Raw genomic sequence first — 15437 nt, 5'->3', positions numbered from 1 at the left:
CTCCCCCCCCGGGGAGAGGGGATTTTCCACGTTGTTTCTCTGCGCATCCGGCGAGGTCCGCCATGACGGCATCCACCGCTCCTCCTTCCGCGCCGCTGCTGGCGATCCGCGGGCTGTCGAAGGCGTTTCTCGGCGTCCAGGCGCTCGACGGCGTCGATTTCACCCTGCGCCATGGCGAGATCCATGCCCTGCTGGGCGAGAACGGTGCCGGCAAATCGACCCTCATCAAGACGCTGACCGGCGTCTACCAGCGCGACGGCGGCACCGTGGCGCTGGAGGGGCGGGAGATCGCGCCGCGCGGGGTGGAGGAGGCGCAGCGGCTGCACATCGGCACCGTCTATCAGGAGGTCAACCTGCTGCCGAACCTGTCGGTGGCGGAGAACCTGTTCCTCGGCCGCCAGCCGATGCGCTGGGGGCTGGTCGACCGCGGCGCGATGCGGCGGCGGGCGCGGGCGGTGCTGCACCCCTACGGCCTGTCCGTCGACGTGACGGCGCCGCTCGGGCGCTTCTCGGTGGCGACCCAGCAGATCATCGCCATCGCGCGGGCGGTCGACATGTCGGCCAAGGTGCTGATCCTCGACGAGCCGACCGCCAGCCTGGATGCGCAGGAGGTGGCGGTGCTGTTCCGGGTGATGCGGACCCTGCGGTCGCGCGGGATCGGCATCGTCTTCGTCACCCATTTCCTCGATCAGGTCTATGAGGTCTGCGACAGCATCACCGTGCTGCGCAACGGCCGGCTGGTCGGCGAGCGGCGCACGGCCGACCTGCCGCGCCTCGACCTCGTCGCCATGATGCTGGGACGGGAGCTGGAGGCGGCGGCGCACCGCATCGACCTCGGCCCGGCGGAGCTGGACAGCCGTCCGCCGCTGGCCAGCTTCAAGGGATTCGGCAAGGCGCGCAGCGTCGAGCCCTTCGACCTCGACATCCGCCCCGGCGAGGTGGTGGCGCTGGCCGGATTGCTGGGCTCCGGCCGCACGGAGACGGTCCGGCTGGTCTTCGGCATGGACCGCGCCGACAAGGGCGAGGCGACGGTGGACGGCCGGGCGGTTCGGCTCAGGGGCCCGCGCGAGGCCGTGCGGCTCGGCTTCGGCTTCTGCCCGGAGGACCGCAAGAAGGAGGGCATCGTCGGCGAGCTGTCGGTGCGCGAGAACATCATCCTGGCGCTCCAGGCGCGGCAGGGCTGGCTGAAGCCGATCCCGCGCCGCCGCCAGGAGGAGATCGCCGACCGCTTCATCCGCCTGCTCGACATCCGCACCCCGGACGCCGAGCGGCCGATCCAGCTGCTGTCGGGCGGCAACCAGCAGAAGGCGCTGCTGGCGCGCTGGCTGGCGACCGAGCCGCGGCTGCTGATCCTCGACGAGCCGACGCGCGGCATCGACGTCGGGGCGCATGCCGAGATCATCCGCCTGATCGAGCGGCTGTGCGCCGACGGCATGGCGCTGCTGGTGGTGTCGTCGGAGCTGGAGGAGATCGTCGCCTACAGCCGCCGCGTCGTCGTGCTGCGCGACCGCCGCCATGTGGCGGAACTGAGGGGAGGGGAGGTCAGCGTGGAGCGCATCGTCGCCGCCATCGCGTCGGAGACGCCCAATGTAGCCGGATCGGGTGCGGAGGTGCGGCAATGACGCTGTCCGCGCCCGGACCGGCGCGCAACCTGCCGCAATACGGTGCGCTGATCGCCGTCCTGCTGGCCAACTGGCTGCTGTTTCCCGATTTCTTCGCCATCCGTCTCCAGGACGGCCGGCTGTTCGGCAGCCTGATCGACGTGCTGAACCGCGGCGCCCCGGTGGCGCTGCTCGCCGTCGGCATGACCATGGTCATCGCCACCCGCGGCGTCGACCTGTCGGTCGGCGCGGTCATGGCGATCTCCGGCGCCATCGCCGCCACCATGACCGGGGCGGGCTGGAGCCTGCCGGCGGTGCTGGCGGCGTCGCTGGCCGCCGGCCTGCTGTGCGGGCTGTGGAACGGCGTGCTGGTGGCGGTCCTGCGCATCCAGCCGATCATCGCCACCCTGATCCTGATGGTCGCCGGCCGCGGCATCGCCCAGCTGGTGACGGAGGGGCAGATCGTCACCTTCACCAGCCCGGCGCTCGCCTTCATCGGCAGCGGGTCCTTCCTGACCGTGCCGATGCCGGTGGTCCTCACCATCGTCGTGCTGGCGGTGACGGCGCTGCTGGTGCGGGCGACGGCGCTGGGGCTGATGATCGAGGCGGTCGGCGTCAACCGGCTGTCGAGCGCCGGGGCCGGCGTCAACACGCCGGTGGTGCTGGTCGCCGTCTATGTCTGGTGCGGGCTGTGCGCGGCGGTGGCCGGGCTGATCGTCACCGCCGACATCCGCGGCGCCGACGCCAACAATGCCGGGCTGTGGCTGGAACTGGACGCCATCCTGGCGGTGGTGGTCGGCGGAACCTCGCTGCTCGGCGGGCGCTTCGGGCTGGTGCTGTCGGTGGTGGGCGCGCTGATCATCCAGTCGATGAACACCGGCATCCTGCTGAGCGGCTTCAAGCCGGAATTCAACCTGATCGTCAAGGCGGGCGTCCTGCTGGTCGTCCTGCTGCTGCAATCGCCGACGCTGACCCTGTTCCTGCCGCGGCCCAAGGGCGCGCGGCCGATCGGGACGGTCAAGCCGCCGGTGGCGCCGACCAGCGGAGGGGCGAAACCATGACCGGTGCACTCCAGCGCTTTCTGCCGCTGATCGTCACCACCGCCGTGCTGGTGGTGGGGTTCCTGATCTGCGCGGCGCAGTTCCCCAACTTCGCCTCCTGGCGGGTGGTGGCCAACCTTTTGACCGACAACGCCTTTCTCGGCATCACCGCGGTCGGCATGACCTTCGTCATCCTCTCCGGCGGCATCGATCTGTCGGTGGGCGCGGTGATCGGCTTCACCACCGTGCTGCTGGCGGTGCTGATCGAGCATGGCGGCTGGCACCCGGTTCCCGCCTTCGCCGTGGCGCTGATCGCCGCCGGCGGCTTCGGCGCGGCGATGGGCGGGGTGATCCATGTCTTCCAGATGCCGCCCTTCATCGTCACGCTGGCCGGCATGTTCATCGCCCGCGGCCTGGGCTTCGTCCTGACCACCGATTCCGTGCCGATCAACCACCCGCTCTATGGTGAGCTGAACGACATGGCGCTGCGCTTCGATTTCGGGCTGAAGCTGAGCCTGCCGGCACTGCTGATGCTGGGGGTGGTGGTCGCGGCGGTGGTGCTGGCGCACTGGACGCGCTTCGGCGCCAATCTCTATGCGCTGGGCGGCAACCGCCAGTCGGCGGAGCTGATGGGCGTGCCGGTGGCGCGGACGACGGTGGCGGTCTATGGGCTGTCGGGGCTGCTGGCCGGGCTGGCCGGGATCGTCTTCTCGCTCTACACCGGGGCCGGCTATTCGCTGGCGGCGACCGGGGTGGAACTGGACACCATCACCGCGGTGGTGATCGGCGGCACGCAGCTGACCGGCGGCTACGGCTATGTCGTCGGCACCTTCGTCGGCGTGCTGATCCAGGGGCTGATCCAGACCTACATCACCTTCGACGGAACCTTGAGCAGCTGGTGGACCAAGATCGCCATCGGCGTGCTGCTGTTCGTTTTCATCCTGTTGCAGAAGGGCCTGCTGGTGGTCTGGGCCGGCCGCGGCGGCGAACCGGCGGAGGCATGATGCCCATCGAGAGTTTTCTGCTCGACACCGTCGAGGGCCGTCCGGTGGAGGGCTTCACCCTCTCCGCCGGCGGGCTGGAGGCGACGGTTATCGCCCATGGCGCCCGGCTGGTGCGGATGCTGGTGCCCGGCCATGACGGAACCGCCGCCGACGTGGTGCTGGGCTTCGACCGTGTGGCCGACTACCTGGCGAGCGACGCCTATTTCGGCGCCACCTGCGGCCGCTACGGCAACCGCATCGGCGGTGCGGCCTTCACGCTGGACGGGGTGCGGTACGGGCTGGCCGTCAACGAGCCGCCGAACCAGCTGCATGGCGGGCCGGACGGCTTCGACCGGCGGATCTGGCAGGCGGAGGCCGATGCGGCGGCGAACGCCGTCACCTTCACGCTGATCTCGCCCGACGGCGACCAGGGCTATCCCGGCACGCTGACGGCGACGACGCGCTACCGGCTGACCGACGACGGTGTGCTGGACGTCGCCATGACGGCGACGACCGACCGGCCGACCATCGTCAACATCGTCCACCACAGCTACTGGAACCTTGCGGGCCACGCGTCGGGCGACCTGCGCGACCATCGGCTGACGGTGCAGGGCGGCTTCACCACGCCGGTCGGCGCCGACCTGATCCCGACGGGAGAGGTGCGGCCGGTGGACGGCACCCCCTTCGATCTCCGCGGCGGGGTGAGGTTGGATGAGGCGCTGGAGGCGGTCGGCGGCTTCGGCTTCGACCACAACTGGTGCCTGGAGGGGCCGGCGGGCGAACTGCGGCCGGTGGCGCTGCTGGAGCATCCCGGCAGCGGCCGGCGGATGGAGCTGGCGACCGACCAGCCGGGCTTGCAGGTCTACACCGGCGGCTATCTCAGCGAGAAGATCGTCGGCAAGGGCGGGCAGCCCTACTGCCGCTTCGCCGGTCTGGCGCTGGAAAGCCAGCGCTTCCCCGGCAGCCCGAACATCGGCCATTTCCCCTCGGCCCGGCTCGATCCCGGCGAGACCTACCGCCACCGGATGCAGCTGCGATTCCGGGCGGGCTGAGCGCGGCGCGGGAACCGTCCCTGGCTTCGCGGGGTTCATCCATGGCACGGCAGCGGCTCCGCTGTCGCCCCTGCGATGATGCCCACGACGCCGGAAGGAATGGTCGATATGGCCGCGATGCCTGACGCCGCCCGCCCAAGCTCCAATTGTCAGTCCAGCCAGAACGCCGCCGATCCGATCCTGCTGCCCGGCCGGACCTGCTGGCGGATGGAGAAGGCGGACCGCGTGGCGGTCATCATCGACGCCGCCGCCTATTTCGCCCGGATCAAGACGGCCATCCTGAATGCCCGCCACACGGTGATGCTGATCGGCTGGGATTTCGACACCCGGATCAAGCTGGAACTTGACGATCCGATGCCGGGCGTGCCGAACGAGCTGGGCGATTTCCTGTCCTGGATCGTCCGGGTCCGGCCGGAGCTGACCATCAATGTGCTGAAATGGGATCTGGCGATCCTGAAGATGCCGTTCCGCGGCGGGACGCCGCTGGTCCTGCTCGACTGGATCAGCAGCCGGCGCCTGCGCTTCCGCCTGGATTCCGCCCACCCGCCCGGCGCCTGCCACCACCAGAAGATCGCCATCATCGACGATGCGCTGGCCTTCTGCGGGGGCATCGACATGACCACCGACCGCTGGGACACGCCCGACCACCGCGACGGCGATCCCCGGCGGGTGCGGCCGAACGGCGAGTCCTACGGTCCCTTCCATGACGTGACCACCGCCGTCGACGGCGCCGCGGCGCGGGCGCTGGGGGAATTGGCGCGGGAGCGCTGGCACCGGGCGACCGGCGAGAGGCTGACCCCGCCGCCGCCGGTCCCGGCCTTCTGGCCCGACGATCTGGAGCCCGACTTCCGCGACCTTCCGGTCGCCATCGCCCGCACCGACCCCATGGCCGACCATGAGGGGACGCAGAAGACCGGCAAGCGCGGCGTGCGCGAGATCGAGGCGCTGTATCTGGCCGCCATCGCCGCCGCGCGGGATTTCATCTATCTGGAAAGCCAGTATTTCGCCTCGCAGAAGATCGTCGGCGCCATCATCGACCGGCTGTCGGAACCGGACGGGCCCGAAGTGGTGGTGATCAATCCCGAACGCACGCCCGCCTGGGTGGAGGAGGAGTCGATGGGCAGCGCCCGCTCGCTGCTGCTCCAGCGCCTGCACGAGGACGTCGCCAATCCCCGCTTCCGCATCCTGGCGCCGGTGACCGAAGGCGGTGAGGGCATCTATGTCCATGCCAAGGTGCTGGTGGTCGACGACCGGCTGCTGCGGGTGGGGTCGTCCAACATCAACAACCGGTCCCAGGGACTGGACACCGAATGCGACCTCGCCATCGAGTGCGCGCCGGGCGAACGGCCGGAGGTCTGCCGGTCCATCCGCTCGGTCCGCACCCGCCTGATGGCGGAGCATCTCGGCGTCTCCGTCGAGGAGGTGGAGCGCACCGAGGAGGCGACCGGGTCGCTGACCGCCACGATTGACCGGCTGATCCGCCCGGCCGGCCGCTCGCTCCGCCCGCTGGAGCCGCAGCCGCTGACCGAGACGGAACGCAAGCTGGTGGAGGAGCGGCTGCTCGACCCCGACCGTCCGGAGCCGATGGCGACCACCATCCTGCGCGGGGCGACGGTGTTCGGCGACGTGAACCGGACGGCATGGCGCATCGGCGCCGGGGTGGCCGCGGCGGCGGCGGTGGGGGTCGGACTGGCCCTTCTGGCCCGCCGGAACGGGCTTGGGAAAAAAATGCGCGGAGAGTGAATTCTCTGCTTGCGGGCCGCGATCCATCCCGCTACATAAGCGCTCCCCGCGGCGCCCAACGCGGTGCGGGGAAAAGCGCTTGTGGCGGAATTGGTAGACGCGCTAGGTTCAGGTCCTAGTGGCTGAAAGGCCGTGGGGGTTCGAGTCCCTCCAAGCGCACCAACACTTCAAGTGTTGGTGTAGAGGTGCAGAAGTATAGTGGGGCCATAGCTCAGCTGGGAGAGCGCTACAATGGCATTGTAGAGGTCATCGGTTCGATCCCGATTGGCTCCACCACTTCTGAAGAGTTTGGGTAGGTTTAGGTCTTGTCTGTCGGGGTGAAGCCTTGTATAAGGCGCCGCTCCTCAGCGCGGGTGTAGCTCAGTTGGTTAGAGCGCCGGCCTGTCACGCCGGAGGCCGCGGGTTCAAGTCCCGTCACTCGCGCCACTTTGCGGGCGTAGCTCAGGGGTAGAGCACAACCTTGCCAAGGTTGGGGTCGAGGGTTCGAATCCCTTCGCCCGCTCCATGATCTGGAGCGACAGTTTATAGGGTTCCCGTGGTCTCGTAGCTCAGCGGGAGAGCACTACGTTGACATCGTAGGGGTCACTGGTTCAATCCCAGTCGGGACCACCATTCTGAAGGCCGCCAACCGGAACGGGTTGGCGGCCTTCGCCGTTTCCGGGCCTTGTTTCCGGGCCTCTTGCCGCACCTCCGCAGTGCCCCGCCGCCGGCCCGTCCGCTCCGCTCTCAAATCTCCGCCGGTGGCCTGACCGGGATCGGCCCGCCCGCAACCGGGGGAGGGGCCGGCAGCGACCGCAGCGACGCCCGCGCCGCCTCGCGCATCGGGGCGAAGCCGTCCTCCGGAAAACGGCGGATCAGCGTCTGGTAGGACGCGCGCGCCACCTCCGGGCAGTTCAGGATGCGGAACTGGTCGCCCTGGCGCAGCAGGGCGGCGGCCTCGTCGGTCTTCGGATGGCCGGCGATGGAGGACGCGACTCCGTACCAGCGCCCATAGGCCGACCACAGGTCGCGCACGGCATCGCCGTCGCATCGGCCGGCGGTCAGCGCTTTTTCAAGGGCTTGGCGGTAATCGCTGTCTGGTGCCTGCGACACTTGCGCACAGCCTCCCAGGACAAGCAGGCAAGCAGCGGCTGCGGCCGCCCCAAGGACGGACAACGTCGTTCCGGACATGGAACCTCCTCAAACGCGGGTGCCCGGGGACCCTAGGACATCAGGGTTAAACCAGCGTTCATGTTTGTAAGCGCTGGTTTTCTGTTTCATCACCAACGTTAACCATAGGTGGCGGGTGAATTAATGGTTGTTCGTGGCGATCACTCGAAATTCGCATAGAGTTTCCAAGTAAAACCCCACATGAATAAAAATTTATCCAGTCTTTAGTAGAACGGAACCATTAAAACCACGTAAAACCAGGGTCGCACCTATGTCTATCCGGGTAACCCAATCTGTTGACATACTGCCTTTCGATAGGTTCTTTTGAGGCTGTGATAAGCATGTGACATCAGCGCAATTGCGTAAAAAACAATGCTTTATCTGCGCTTGCTCGACAATGGAGAATCCAATGCAGGCTTTGCTGATTGAGCCAGCCGATCTGATCGCCGATGCCATCGGCAAGCAACTCGCCCTGTGCAAGGTTAACCATGACCGCCTGGACCTGAATGGACTGCGCGATCTGGTGGGCGGGCATGGCTCCGTCGATATCACCCATGACGCGATCATCATCGGCGATGTCGGCGACACCGAAGCCTGCGTCGCCATGCTGCGCGCCCGCAACGTCACCGCCGCGATCATCTGCCTGATCGAGCGCCGCTGCGCCAACACCACCGCCGGCATCCTGCGGGCCGGGGCCGACGACGTGCTGGTGAAGCCGGTCGTCAGCACCGAAATCCGCGCCCGGCTGGAGGCGATCCGCCGCCGCTCCTACGGGCTGACCAGCAACGCGGTGACGGTGGGCCGCCTGACCGTCTTCCTCGACGGCCGCGATCCGGAGGTGGACGGCGAACGCCTGCGCCTCAGCCAGCGCGAACACGCCATCCTGTCGGTGCTCGCCCTCAACCACCGCCGGGTGGTGTCGAAGGAGCACATCTACGAGGAGGTCTACGGCCTGTCCGGCTCCGACCCGCTCGACAAGGTGATCGACGTCTATATCTGCAAGCTGCGCAAGAAGATCGACACGGCGACCGGCGGCGGCCGCTACATCGAGACGGTCTATGGCCGCGGCTACAAGTTCGAGGCGCCGCCCGACCATGTCGCCCCCGACCGTGGACAGCTGATGCTGGACCGCTGGTCGAACGCCGGCGCGCTGGCCGCTCCCCGCGTGCCCTTCATCCCGCCGGTGGTCTCCCGCGCCGCCGCCCGCGCCGTCGGGCGCTGATCCTCCGCTTCCGAACACCGACTGCCGAAAACACCGTCCGCCCCGAACGCTTCCGATTTTTTACCCCGGCTTAAACCGGCCCGGTCATCCTCGAATTCGCCGCTCGCGCCCCCGCACAACAGATCGGGAAGGCCGGCGTGAATGGCCCCGGCGTCAGAAAGGCGCCATGCATCTCGCGAATGGAGATACCCATGGCCTCGATTATGACGAACACCTCCGCCATGACCGCGCTGCAGACCCTGCGTCGCGTGACCGGGGATCTGGAGACCACGCAGGACCGCATCTCGACCGGCCTGAAGGTCAACAACGCCAAGGACAACGCCGCCTACTGGTCGATCGCCACCACCATGAAGGCCGACGTCGCCGGCTTCAAGGCGGTGAAGGAATCGCTCGAGCTGGGGTCCGGCACCACCAACACCGCGTCGGTGGCCTCCAAGAACATCGTCGAAAACCTTCAGACGCTGAAGGCCCGCGTCATCGCCGGCCAGACCAACGGCGTCGACAAGTCGCTGATCCAGAACGACGTCGACCAGCTGGTGAAGCTGATCAAGGGCGCCGCCGCCGACGCCTCGTTCAACGGCGACAACCTGCTGCGCGTCACCTACTCCAACGACGGCACCGCCAAGGACAAGGACGTCTCGATCCTGGCCTCGCTGAGCCGCAGCGACGGGGCGGTCGATCCCAGCTACATCGAGTTCCAGCGCCAGGACATGCGCGTGGAATCCATCGTCGGCAAGGCGACCATCGAGCAGCAGGTCGATTCGACCAAGGCCCTGAAGGCGTCGGTCGGCATCACGCTGGGCGCGCCGGGCGCCACCTTCATCGACGGGCAGAATCTCGGCCTCAGCAGCCTGACGCTGACCGTCACCAACGAGGCCGGCGTCAAGACCGACGTCTCGGTCGATCTCAGCGCGCAGACCTACGACACCGATCTGGCGACCACCCAGGGCAACATCACCACCGCCGTGAACGCGGCGCTGACGGCGGCCGGCGCCGATTTCCAGGTGGCCTTCACCGGCGACAAGCTGGAATTCACCGACCAGGACAAGAACACCGACGGCAACTTCACCGCCAAGGTCTCGAACCTGTGGGTGAACTCGTCCGAAAGCGACGCCTTCGGCGGTCTGGCCGACCTGACCCAGATCGACGTGGTGAACAACGCCTCGGAATCGCTGACGGTCATCAACAAGCTGCTCGACAGCGCCATCGGCAAGGCGGCGGTCATCGGTTCCATCGAGAACCGCGTGTCGGTGCAGAACGACTTCGTGTCGAAGCTGACCGACTCGATGAACAAGGGCATCGGCGCCCTGGTCGATGCCGACATGAACGAGGAATCGAGCCGCCTGCAGGCCCTCCAGGTCCAGCAGCAGCTCGCCATCCAGGCTCTGTCCATCGCCAACCAGGGTCCGCAGAACATCCTGTCGCTGTTCCGCTAAGCCCCTGACGGGCCGTCCCATTGTCCGAACCCCTGGACAATGGGACGGCCCCGCCGGCCATGCCCGTTCATCACGCCCGCCACCGGACGGAGCGGGCATCGCCGACGGCCATCCGCGTCCGCCATCAAACCCACCGCAACCGGTCCGGCTTCCCGCCGCCAAGGACCCCACCGCAGGGGTGCGCCCATGAGCATCGCCGCCTACCACCAGACCATCGCCGAGTGCGACGATCCGCGAAAGATCGAGTACCGGGTGTTCCTGCGGATCACCCTGGCGCTGGAGAACAACCGCGACGCCGACTGGCGCTCCGCCGCGCTGAAGGACGCGCTGTGGCGGAACCTGGAGCTGTGGAACGCGCTCCGCGCCGACCTGCTGGAGGACGGAAACGCCCTGCCGGAGGCGTTGCGCGCCGGTCTGGTCTCGCTTTCCTTCGCGGTGAACCGCAACACCCAGCGGGTTCTGCGCGGCGAGGGCGGCATCGACCTGCTGCTCCACATCAACCGCTCGGTGATGCAGGGCCTGCAAGGGGCTGTTTCTGCGGCGCAGCCCGCGCTGGAACTGGCGACGGAGGATCTGTCCTATGGCACTTAAGCTGCGCCTGAAGCCGTGCGAGCGCGTGGTGATCAACGGCTGCGTCGTGCAGAACGAGAACCGCCGCTACACCCTGACGATCTCCAACTTCGCCCAGATCATCCGCGGCAGCGACATCCTCCAGGAGGAGGACGCGGTGACCCCGGTGCGCCGCGCCTATTTCCTGATCCAGAGCATGCTGCTCGATCCCGAGGTCGCCGCCAGCGGCAGCGGTGCCGTGGCGGCGATGATGGCGCAGCTCTACACCGCCTTCGCCCGCCCCGACATCCAGGACCGCATCGCCCGCGCCATGGGCCATGTCGGCGAGCGCGACTATTACAAGGCGCTGTCCGCCCTGCGTCCGGTGATGGAGTATGAGGGCACGCTGCTGGCGGCGGCTCCCGCCGTGTCCCCCTCTGCGGCGCCTTCTGTATCCCCCCCTGGCCCGGCGGCCTCCTTCCAGGCGGACGGCATCGGCCATCACGCGGGAGGATGACGCCATGCCGACCCCCGTCAGCGGCGTGACCGGCCCGTCCGGCGACCGCGCCACCACCAGCAGTGCCGACATCATCGCGGAAGCGCGCCAGCGTCAGGCCGACCGGCTGCGCGCCGCCCAGGCCGAGACGGCCAAGCCGGTGGAGGCGGCCGAGCGGGCCCAAAAGACCGCCGCCGCGAAGGCGGACGCATCCGACGCGGAGGCGAAGCACGCCGCCCGGCCCTACCGCGTCAACCTCGATCCCGACACGAGGCGGCTCTACACCGAGGTGCTCGACACCGCGACCGGGGAGGTCGTCATGCGCATCCCCGCCGGCTATGGCGCCGAAACCGATGCGGCCGACGACGATCCCGTCCTCCCGCAGGACAGGGACGGCCGGGATGGGGAGGTCGAGGCATGACGACGCTCGTCGATCTGCGGATGGTCAGCAAGAACCACGACCGCTACGAACAGGCGGTGCGCAGCCGGCCGGCGGTGCAGCGCGCCATCTCCTATTTCCAGGACAACATCGGCAAGATCGCCAGCACCGAAGACTTCATGAAGGACGACAAGCTCTACCGCTTCGTCCTCGACGCCTTCGACCTCGGCAGTCAGGCCAAGTCGCGCGGCCTGATCCGCAAGGTTCTGGAAGAGGGGGTGAGCGACCAGTATTCCACCGCCAACCGGATGAGCGACACCAAGTTCCGCGAAATGGCGACCATCCTCGGCTTCGCCGAGAACGGCGGCGCCAACCTGAAGCAGCCGGCCGTCGTCCAGGCCATCGTCGACCGCTATGTCGCCGTGACGCTGGAGGTCGAATCGGAGGACAGGAACCCGGCGGTGCGCCTCGGCCTCTATTTCCAGCGGCGGTCGGCGAACATCACCAACTGGTATCAGGTCATGGCCGACAATGCCCTGCGCAAGGTGGTCTACACCACGCTGGGGCTGCCCGACCAGACGGCGCTGCTCGACGTCGACAAGCAGAAGGCGCTCTTGGAAAAGCGGATGGACATCGCCGACCTCAAGAGCCCGGACAAGGTCGCCAAGTTCCTCGACCGCTTCGCCGCGATGTACGACATGCAGAACGGCGGCACCACCGCGACCGCCGCCATGCCGTCCATCGGGCCGATTTCCCGCCGCGGGCGGGCCTCGATCATCTCCATCGATCCGTCCATCACCATGACGCTGATGAGGTTCCCGCGCTTCTGACAGGGCCGCGGGGCTCGCCCGAGCGGGAGGAGTCCAGCCGTGCAGACGCCATCCGGCGACTTACAGGACCGGAGGTCCGGGGATCAACAGGACCGGAGGTCCGGAGAGCCGCAAGACCGCAAGGTCCGCGACCGCATCCGCCCGCCGGCCACCACCGGGGCGGCCGCCGTGCCTCTGCGCGGGGCGTCGGCGGAGGACGAGGATGACGGGCGCGACGCGCTGCACATCCTGCCGCTGTCGATCCTGCCGCTGGAAACGCCGGGGCTGCGCCGGGCGCGGCTGATCAAGAATGTCCGGCTGGAGACGGTGGCGGAGCTGTTCAACGACGCCCAGACCGGCAGCGGCCAGATCCGCATCGACCAGCTGTCGAAATGCTTCGGCATCGACGGCCCGGAATTCCGCCGCGACCTGCGCAAGATCGTGCAGATCGGCGAGGCCGCCAGCTTCGACGTCTACAGCCTGCGGCTGGAGCTGCGCCGCCTGAACATCGACGTGGAGGAAGCGGCGGCGCTCCGCCTGTCCGCCGCCAAGCGGGCCGAGCTGACCAGCTACATGCGCGTCTTCACCCGGCCGCTGGTGGAGCATGTCTATGGCGTGCAGGGGGCGGACATCGCCAGCATGGACGAGCTGGTCCGCCTGTTCGCCCAGCCCGACGTGGAGGAGGCGCGGCGCCGCCTGCAACTGACCGCCGACCGGCTCGACATTCCGCTGGGCGAGATCCCGGCCTTCCTGGAGGATTATGCCGACATCTTCCTGTCGCTGGCCTATTTCAAGCGCTGCCTGGACGACATCGTGCCCGACGTGCAGGGCTTCCTCGGCTGGATGGCGGAGCTGTATCAGGTCAGCGAGGTGCGCCGCGACGCCCGCCAGGGCCGCATGCTGGACGAGATCGGCCATGATCTGACCGACATCGCCACCTCGATCACCGGGCGCTTCGAGAGCTTCGACAACCGCTCCCGCGACTTCTGGCGCGACATCAACCCGGAGAGCTTCCGCAGCATCCGCGACCTGATCGTCACCCATCACCTGACCATCGGCGGGGTGCTGTGCGGTCTGGCGGTGAAGATGAATTTGTGGAAGCACCGCTTCTCGCGCGGCGGCGGCCCGGTGCGGCGGCTGGAGTTCATCCGCTCGGAAATCCTGCCGGGGCTGGCCCACATCAAGACCATCGAACAGACCTCCCGCAACAACATGGGCTGGTGAGGGGGCGGCACAAATCTCGCTCCCACGCCCTTGTTTCGAGCGCCGAACTTCACATCTAACCGAATGTCGGCGGTGACGCCGCGATCCAAGTACGATCCCGCGTGACGGGGCCATTGCCCGGCCGGCGCGGCAACTTCGGTGATCTTCCCTTGATCTAAGTTCCCCGGTTCGGCCCCCCGCCGCGGGAGTGCCGGCGCCATCCTCTCCGATCCCGTGACGCGCAGGCCGCCGCGACCCTCCCCCGTGCCGTGGCGCCGCCGGTGGGATCGGAGAGGACCTCCCTTTTTCCCAATTCCGAGCGTCGCATCCGCCAGGGATGCGCGCATGCCCCGCGCATCCGGCGCCGGGGCGGTCACAAGGAACCCCATGGGTACGAATCCGAACACCGACTCCAAAACCATCGAAACCCGGCAATCGAATTTGGGCCGCGCCCTCGTCCTCCACCCGGTCCTGCGCGGCGTCGAGACCGTCCGCAGTCCCGAAGCCTCGCTGGAGGAGGCGGTCGGTCTTGCCGCGGCCATCGGGCTTAAGGTGGCGCAGGCCGCCGTCGTCAAGGTCAGCCAGCCGCGCCCGGCCACCCTGCTGGGCGGCGGCGCCATCGAGCAGCAGGCCAAACTGATCGAAGACGCCCATGAGGCGGGCGAGGACATCGACCTCGTCATCGTCGACCATGCGCTGACCCCGGTGCAGCAGCGCAATCTCGAGAAGGCCTTCGGCGCCAAGGTCATCGACCGCACCGGCCTGATCCTGGAGATCTTCGGTGCCCGCGCCCGCACCCATGAAGGCCAGCTTCAGGTCGAGCTGGCGTCGCTGACCTACCAGAAGTCGCGGCTGGTGCGGTCCTGGACCCACCTTGAACGTCAGCGCGGCGGCTTCGGCTTCCTCGGCGGCCCCGGTGAATCGCAGCTGGAGCTTGACCGCCGGCTGATCGGCAACCGCATCGTCAGGATCAGGCGGGAACTGGACGACGTCCGCCGCACCCGCGGCCTGCACCGCAAGGCGCGCGCCAAGGTGCCCTACCCGGTGGTGGCGCTGGTCGGCTACACCAACGCCGGCAAGTCCACCCTGTTCAACCGGATGGCCGGCGCCGACGTGTTCGCCAAGGACCTGCTGTTCGCGACGCTGGATCCGACCATGCGGCAGGTCGTCCTGCCGTCGGGGCGCAAGGTGATCCTGTCCGACACGGTCGGTTTCATCTCCGACCTGCCGACCCATCTGGTCGCGGCCTTCCGCGCCACGCTGGAGGAGGTGCAGTCGGCCGACATCATCCTGCATGTCCGCGACATCGCCCACCCCGACACCGAAGCCCAGAAGGCCGACGTGGAAGCGATCCTGGCCGACCTCGGCATCGATCCGGAGCGCGACCCGCGCGTGGTCGAGGTCTCCAACAAGATCGACCTGCTGGCCGGGGCGGAGCATGACGCAGTGCTTGCCCGTGCCGGGCGGGACGGCAACGCCTGTGCGCTGTCCGCCGCGACCGGCGAGCGTCTGGACACGCTGTTCCGCATCCTCGACGGGCGGATGACCGCCGGCCGCGAGCTGGTGGAACTGGATGTCGAGCATGGCGATGGGGCGACGCTCGCCTGGCTCTACGCCCATGGCGAGGTGGTCGGCCGCCGCGACGACGACAGCCACGCCCATCTGCATGTGGCCATCGAACCGGCGATGCTGGCCCGTCTGGGCCATCCGGGGCAGGAGCATGCCGCGGCCTGACCGCGATTGCCGGATTTTGAAAAAGAGGGGGCTGCCGGAAA

General features: G+C 68.2%; 14 protein-coding genes and 5 tRNA genes. 18 read left to right on the top strand and 1 reads right to left on the bottom strand.

All coding sequences use genetic code 11. The features are described 5' to 3' along the window. Window positions 1-62: 62 nt before the first annotated feature. From ytfR to VH569_RS26200, 10 genes are all read left to right on the top strand, one after another. Window positions 63-1622, top strand: a complete 1560-nt coding sequence (gene ytfR, locus VH569_RS26245) for a galactofuranose ABC transporter, ATP-binding protein YtfR (RefSeq protein ID WP_423319182.1) — start codon at window positions 63-65, stop codon at window positions 1620-1622. Beyond that, on the top strand, window positions 1619-2662 hold the full coding sequence (locus tag VH569_RS26240) for an ABC transporter permease (protein WP_423319180.1): 1044 nt from the start codon (window positions 1619-1621) through the stop codon (window positions 2660-2662). Before ytfR ends, VH569_RS26240 begins: the two co-directional genes overlap by 4 nt. Further along, window positions 2659-3645, top strand: a complete 987-nt coding sequence (gene yjfF, locus VH569_RS26235; protein ID WP_376965138.1) for a galactofuranose ABC transporter, permease protein YjfF — start codon at window positions 2659-2661, stop codon at window positions 3643-3645. Before VH569_RS26240 ends, yjfF begins: the two co-directional genes overlap by 4 nt. Next, a complete protein-coding gene (locus tag VH569_RS26230) occupies window positions 3642-4676 on the top strand; it encodes an aldose epimerase family protein (RefSeq protein WP_423319178.1) in 1035 nt (344 codons plus the stop codon). Before yjfF ends, VH569_RS26230 begins: the two co-directional genes overlap by 4 nt. Before the next feature lie 108 nt (window positions 4677-4784). Beyond that, complete coding sequence (locus VH569_RS26225) at window positions 4785-6419, top strand: phospholipase D-like domain-containing protein (RefSeq protein WP_423319177.1); 1635 nt, start codon at window positions 4785-4787, stop codon at window positions 6417-6419. 75 nt (window positions 6420-6494) lie between these two features. Beyond that, window positions 6495-6581, top strand: a tRNA-Leu gene (locus VH569_RS26220). A 38-nt stretch (window positions 6582-6619) separates the two neighbouring features. Continuing rightward, window positions 6620-6695 (top strand) — tRNA-Ala (locus VH569_RS26215). A 73-nt stretch (window positions 6696-6768) separates the two neighbouring features. Next, window positions 6769-6845, top strand: a tRNA-Asp gene (locus VH569_RS26210). Between the two features lie 4 nt (window positions 6846-6849). Further along, a tRNA-Gly gene (locus tag VH569_RS26205) sits at window positions 6850-6924 on the top strand. A 32-nt stretch (window positions 6925-6956) separates the two neighbouring features. Further along, window positions 6957-7031, top strand: a tRNA-Val gene (locus VH569_RS26200). 114 nt (window positions 7032-7145) lie between these two features. On the opposite strand, the gene VH569_RS26195 is transcribed toward VH569_RS26200, so the two are convergent. Further along, window positions 7146-7511 (bottom strand): hypothetical protein, encoded by a 366-nt coding sequence (locus VH569_RS26195; protein WP_377807589.1) that lies wholly within the window; start codon window positions 7509-7511, stop codon window positions 7146-7148. Between the two features lie 466 nt (window positions 7512-7977). Here VH569_RS26195 and VH569_RS26190 point away from each other — a divergent pair, with 466 nt between their 5' ends. The 8 genes from VH569_RS26190 to hflX all read left to right on the top strand — a co-directional run bounded on the left by VH569_RS26190 (window position 7978) and on the right by hflX (window position 15396). Beyond that, entirely contained in the window at window positions 7978-8790 is an 813-nt protein-coding gene (locus tag VH569_RS26190; RefSeq protein ID WP_098735371.1) for a winged helix-turn-helix domain-containing protein, read from the top strand. A 191-nt stretch (window positions 8791-8981) separates the two neighbouring features. Continuing rightward, window positions 8982-10226: a flagellin gene (locus VH569_RS26185; RefSeq protein WP_423319174.1), complete on the top strand. Its 1245-nt coding sequence runs from the start codon at window positions 8982-8984 to the stop codon at window positions 10224-10226. A 186-nt stretch (window positions 10227-10412) separates the two neighbouring features. Continuing rightward, on the top strand, window positions 10413-10817 hold the full coding sequence (locus tag VH569_RS26180) for a flagellar biosynthesis regulator FlaF (protein ID WP_423319172.1): 405 nt from the start codon (window positions 10413-10415) through the stop codon (window positions 10815-10817). Beyond that, entirely contained in the window at window positions 10807-11292 is a 486-nt protein-coding gene (locus VH569_RS26175; protein WP_423319170.1) for a flagellar biosynthesis repressor FlbT, read from the top strand. The genes VH569_RS26180 and VH569_RS26175 overlap by 11 nt, the downstream gene beginning before the upstream one ends. Window positions 11293-11296: 4 nt before the next feature. Next, window positions 11297-11692: a hypothetical protein gene (locus tag VH569_RS26170; RefSeq protein ID WP_423319168.1), complete on the top strand. Its 396-nt coding sequence runs from the start codon at window positions 11297-11299 to the stop codon at window positions 11690-11692. Next, a complete protein-coding gene (locus VH569_RS26165; RefSeq protein ID WP_423319166.1) occupies window positions 11689-12480 on the top strand; it encodes a DUF1217 domain-containing protein in 792 nt (263 codons plus the stop codon). The genes VH569_RS26170 and VH569_RS26165 overlap by 4 nt, the downstream gene beginning before the upstream one ends. Before the next feature lie 39 nt (window positions 12481-12519). Further along, a complete protein-coding gene (locus VH569_RS26160) occupies window positions 12520-13683 on the top strand; it encodes a hypothetical protein (RefSeq protein ID WP_423319164.1) in 1164 nt (387 codons plus the stop codon). 366 nt (window positions 13684-14049) lie between these two features. Continuing rightward, window positions 14050-15396 carry a GTPase HflX gene (gene hflX / locus VH569_RS26155; protein WP_423319162.1) on the top strand — a complete coding sequence of 449 codons (1347 nt, stop codon included), beginning with the start codon at window positions 14050-14052 and terminating at the stop codon, window positions 15394-15396. Window positions 15397-15437: the final 41 nt, after the last annotated feature.

The organism is Azospirillum sp. 11R-A (genome assembly GCF_049472615.1).
Classification (GTDB): domain Bacteria; phylum Pseudomonadota; class Alphaproteobacteria; order Azospirillales; family Azospirillaceae; genus Azospirillum; species Azospirillum palustre.
This window is presented reverse-complemented; position numbering and strand designations above follow the sequence as displayed.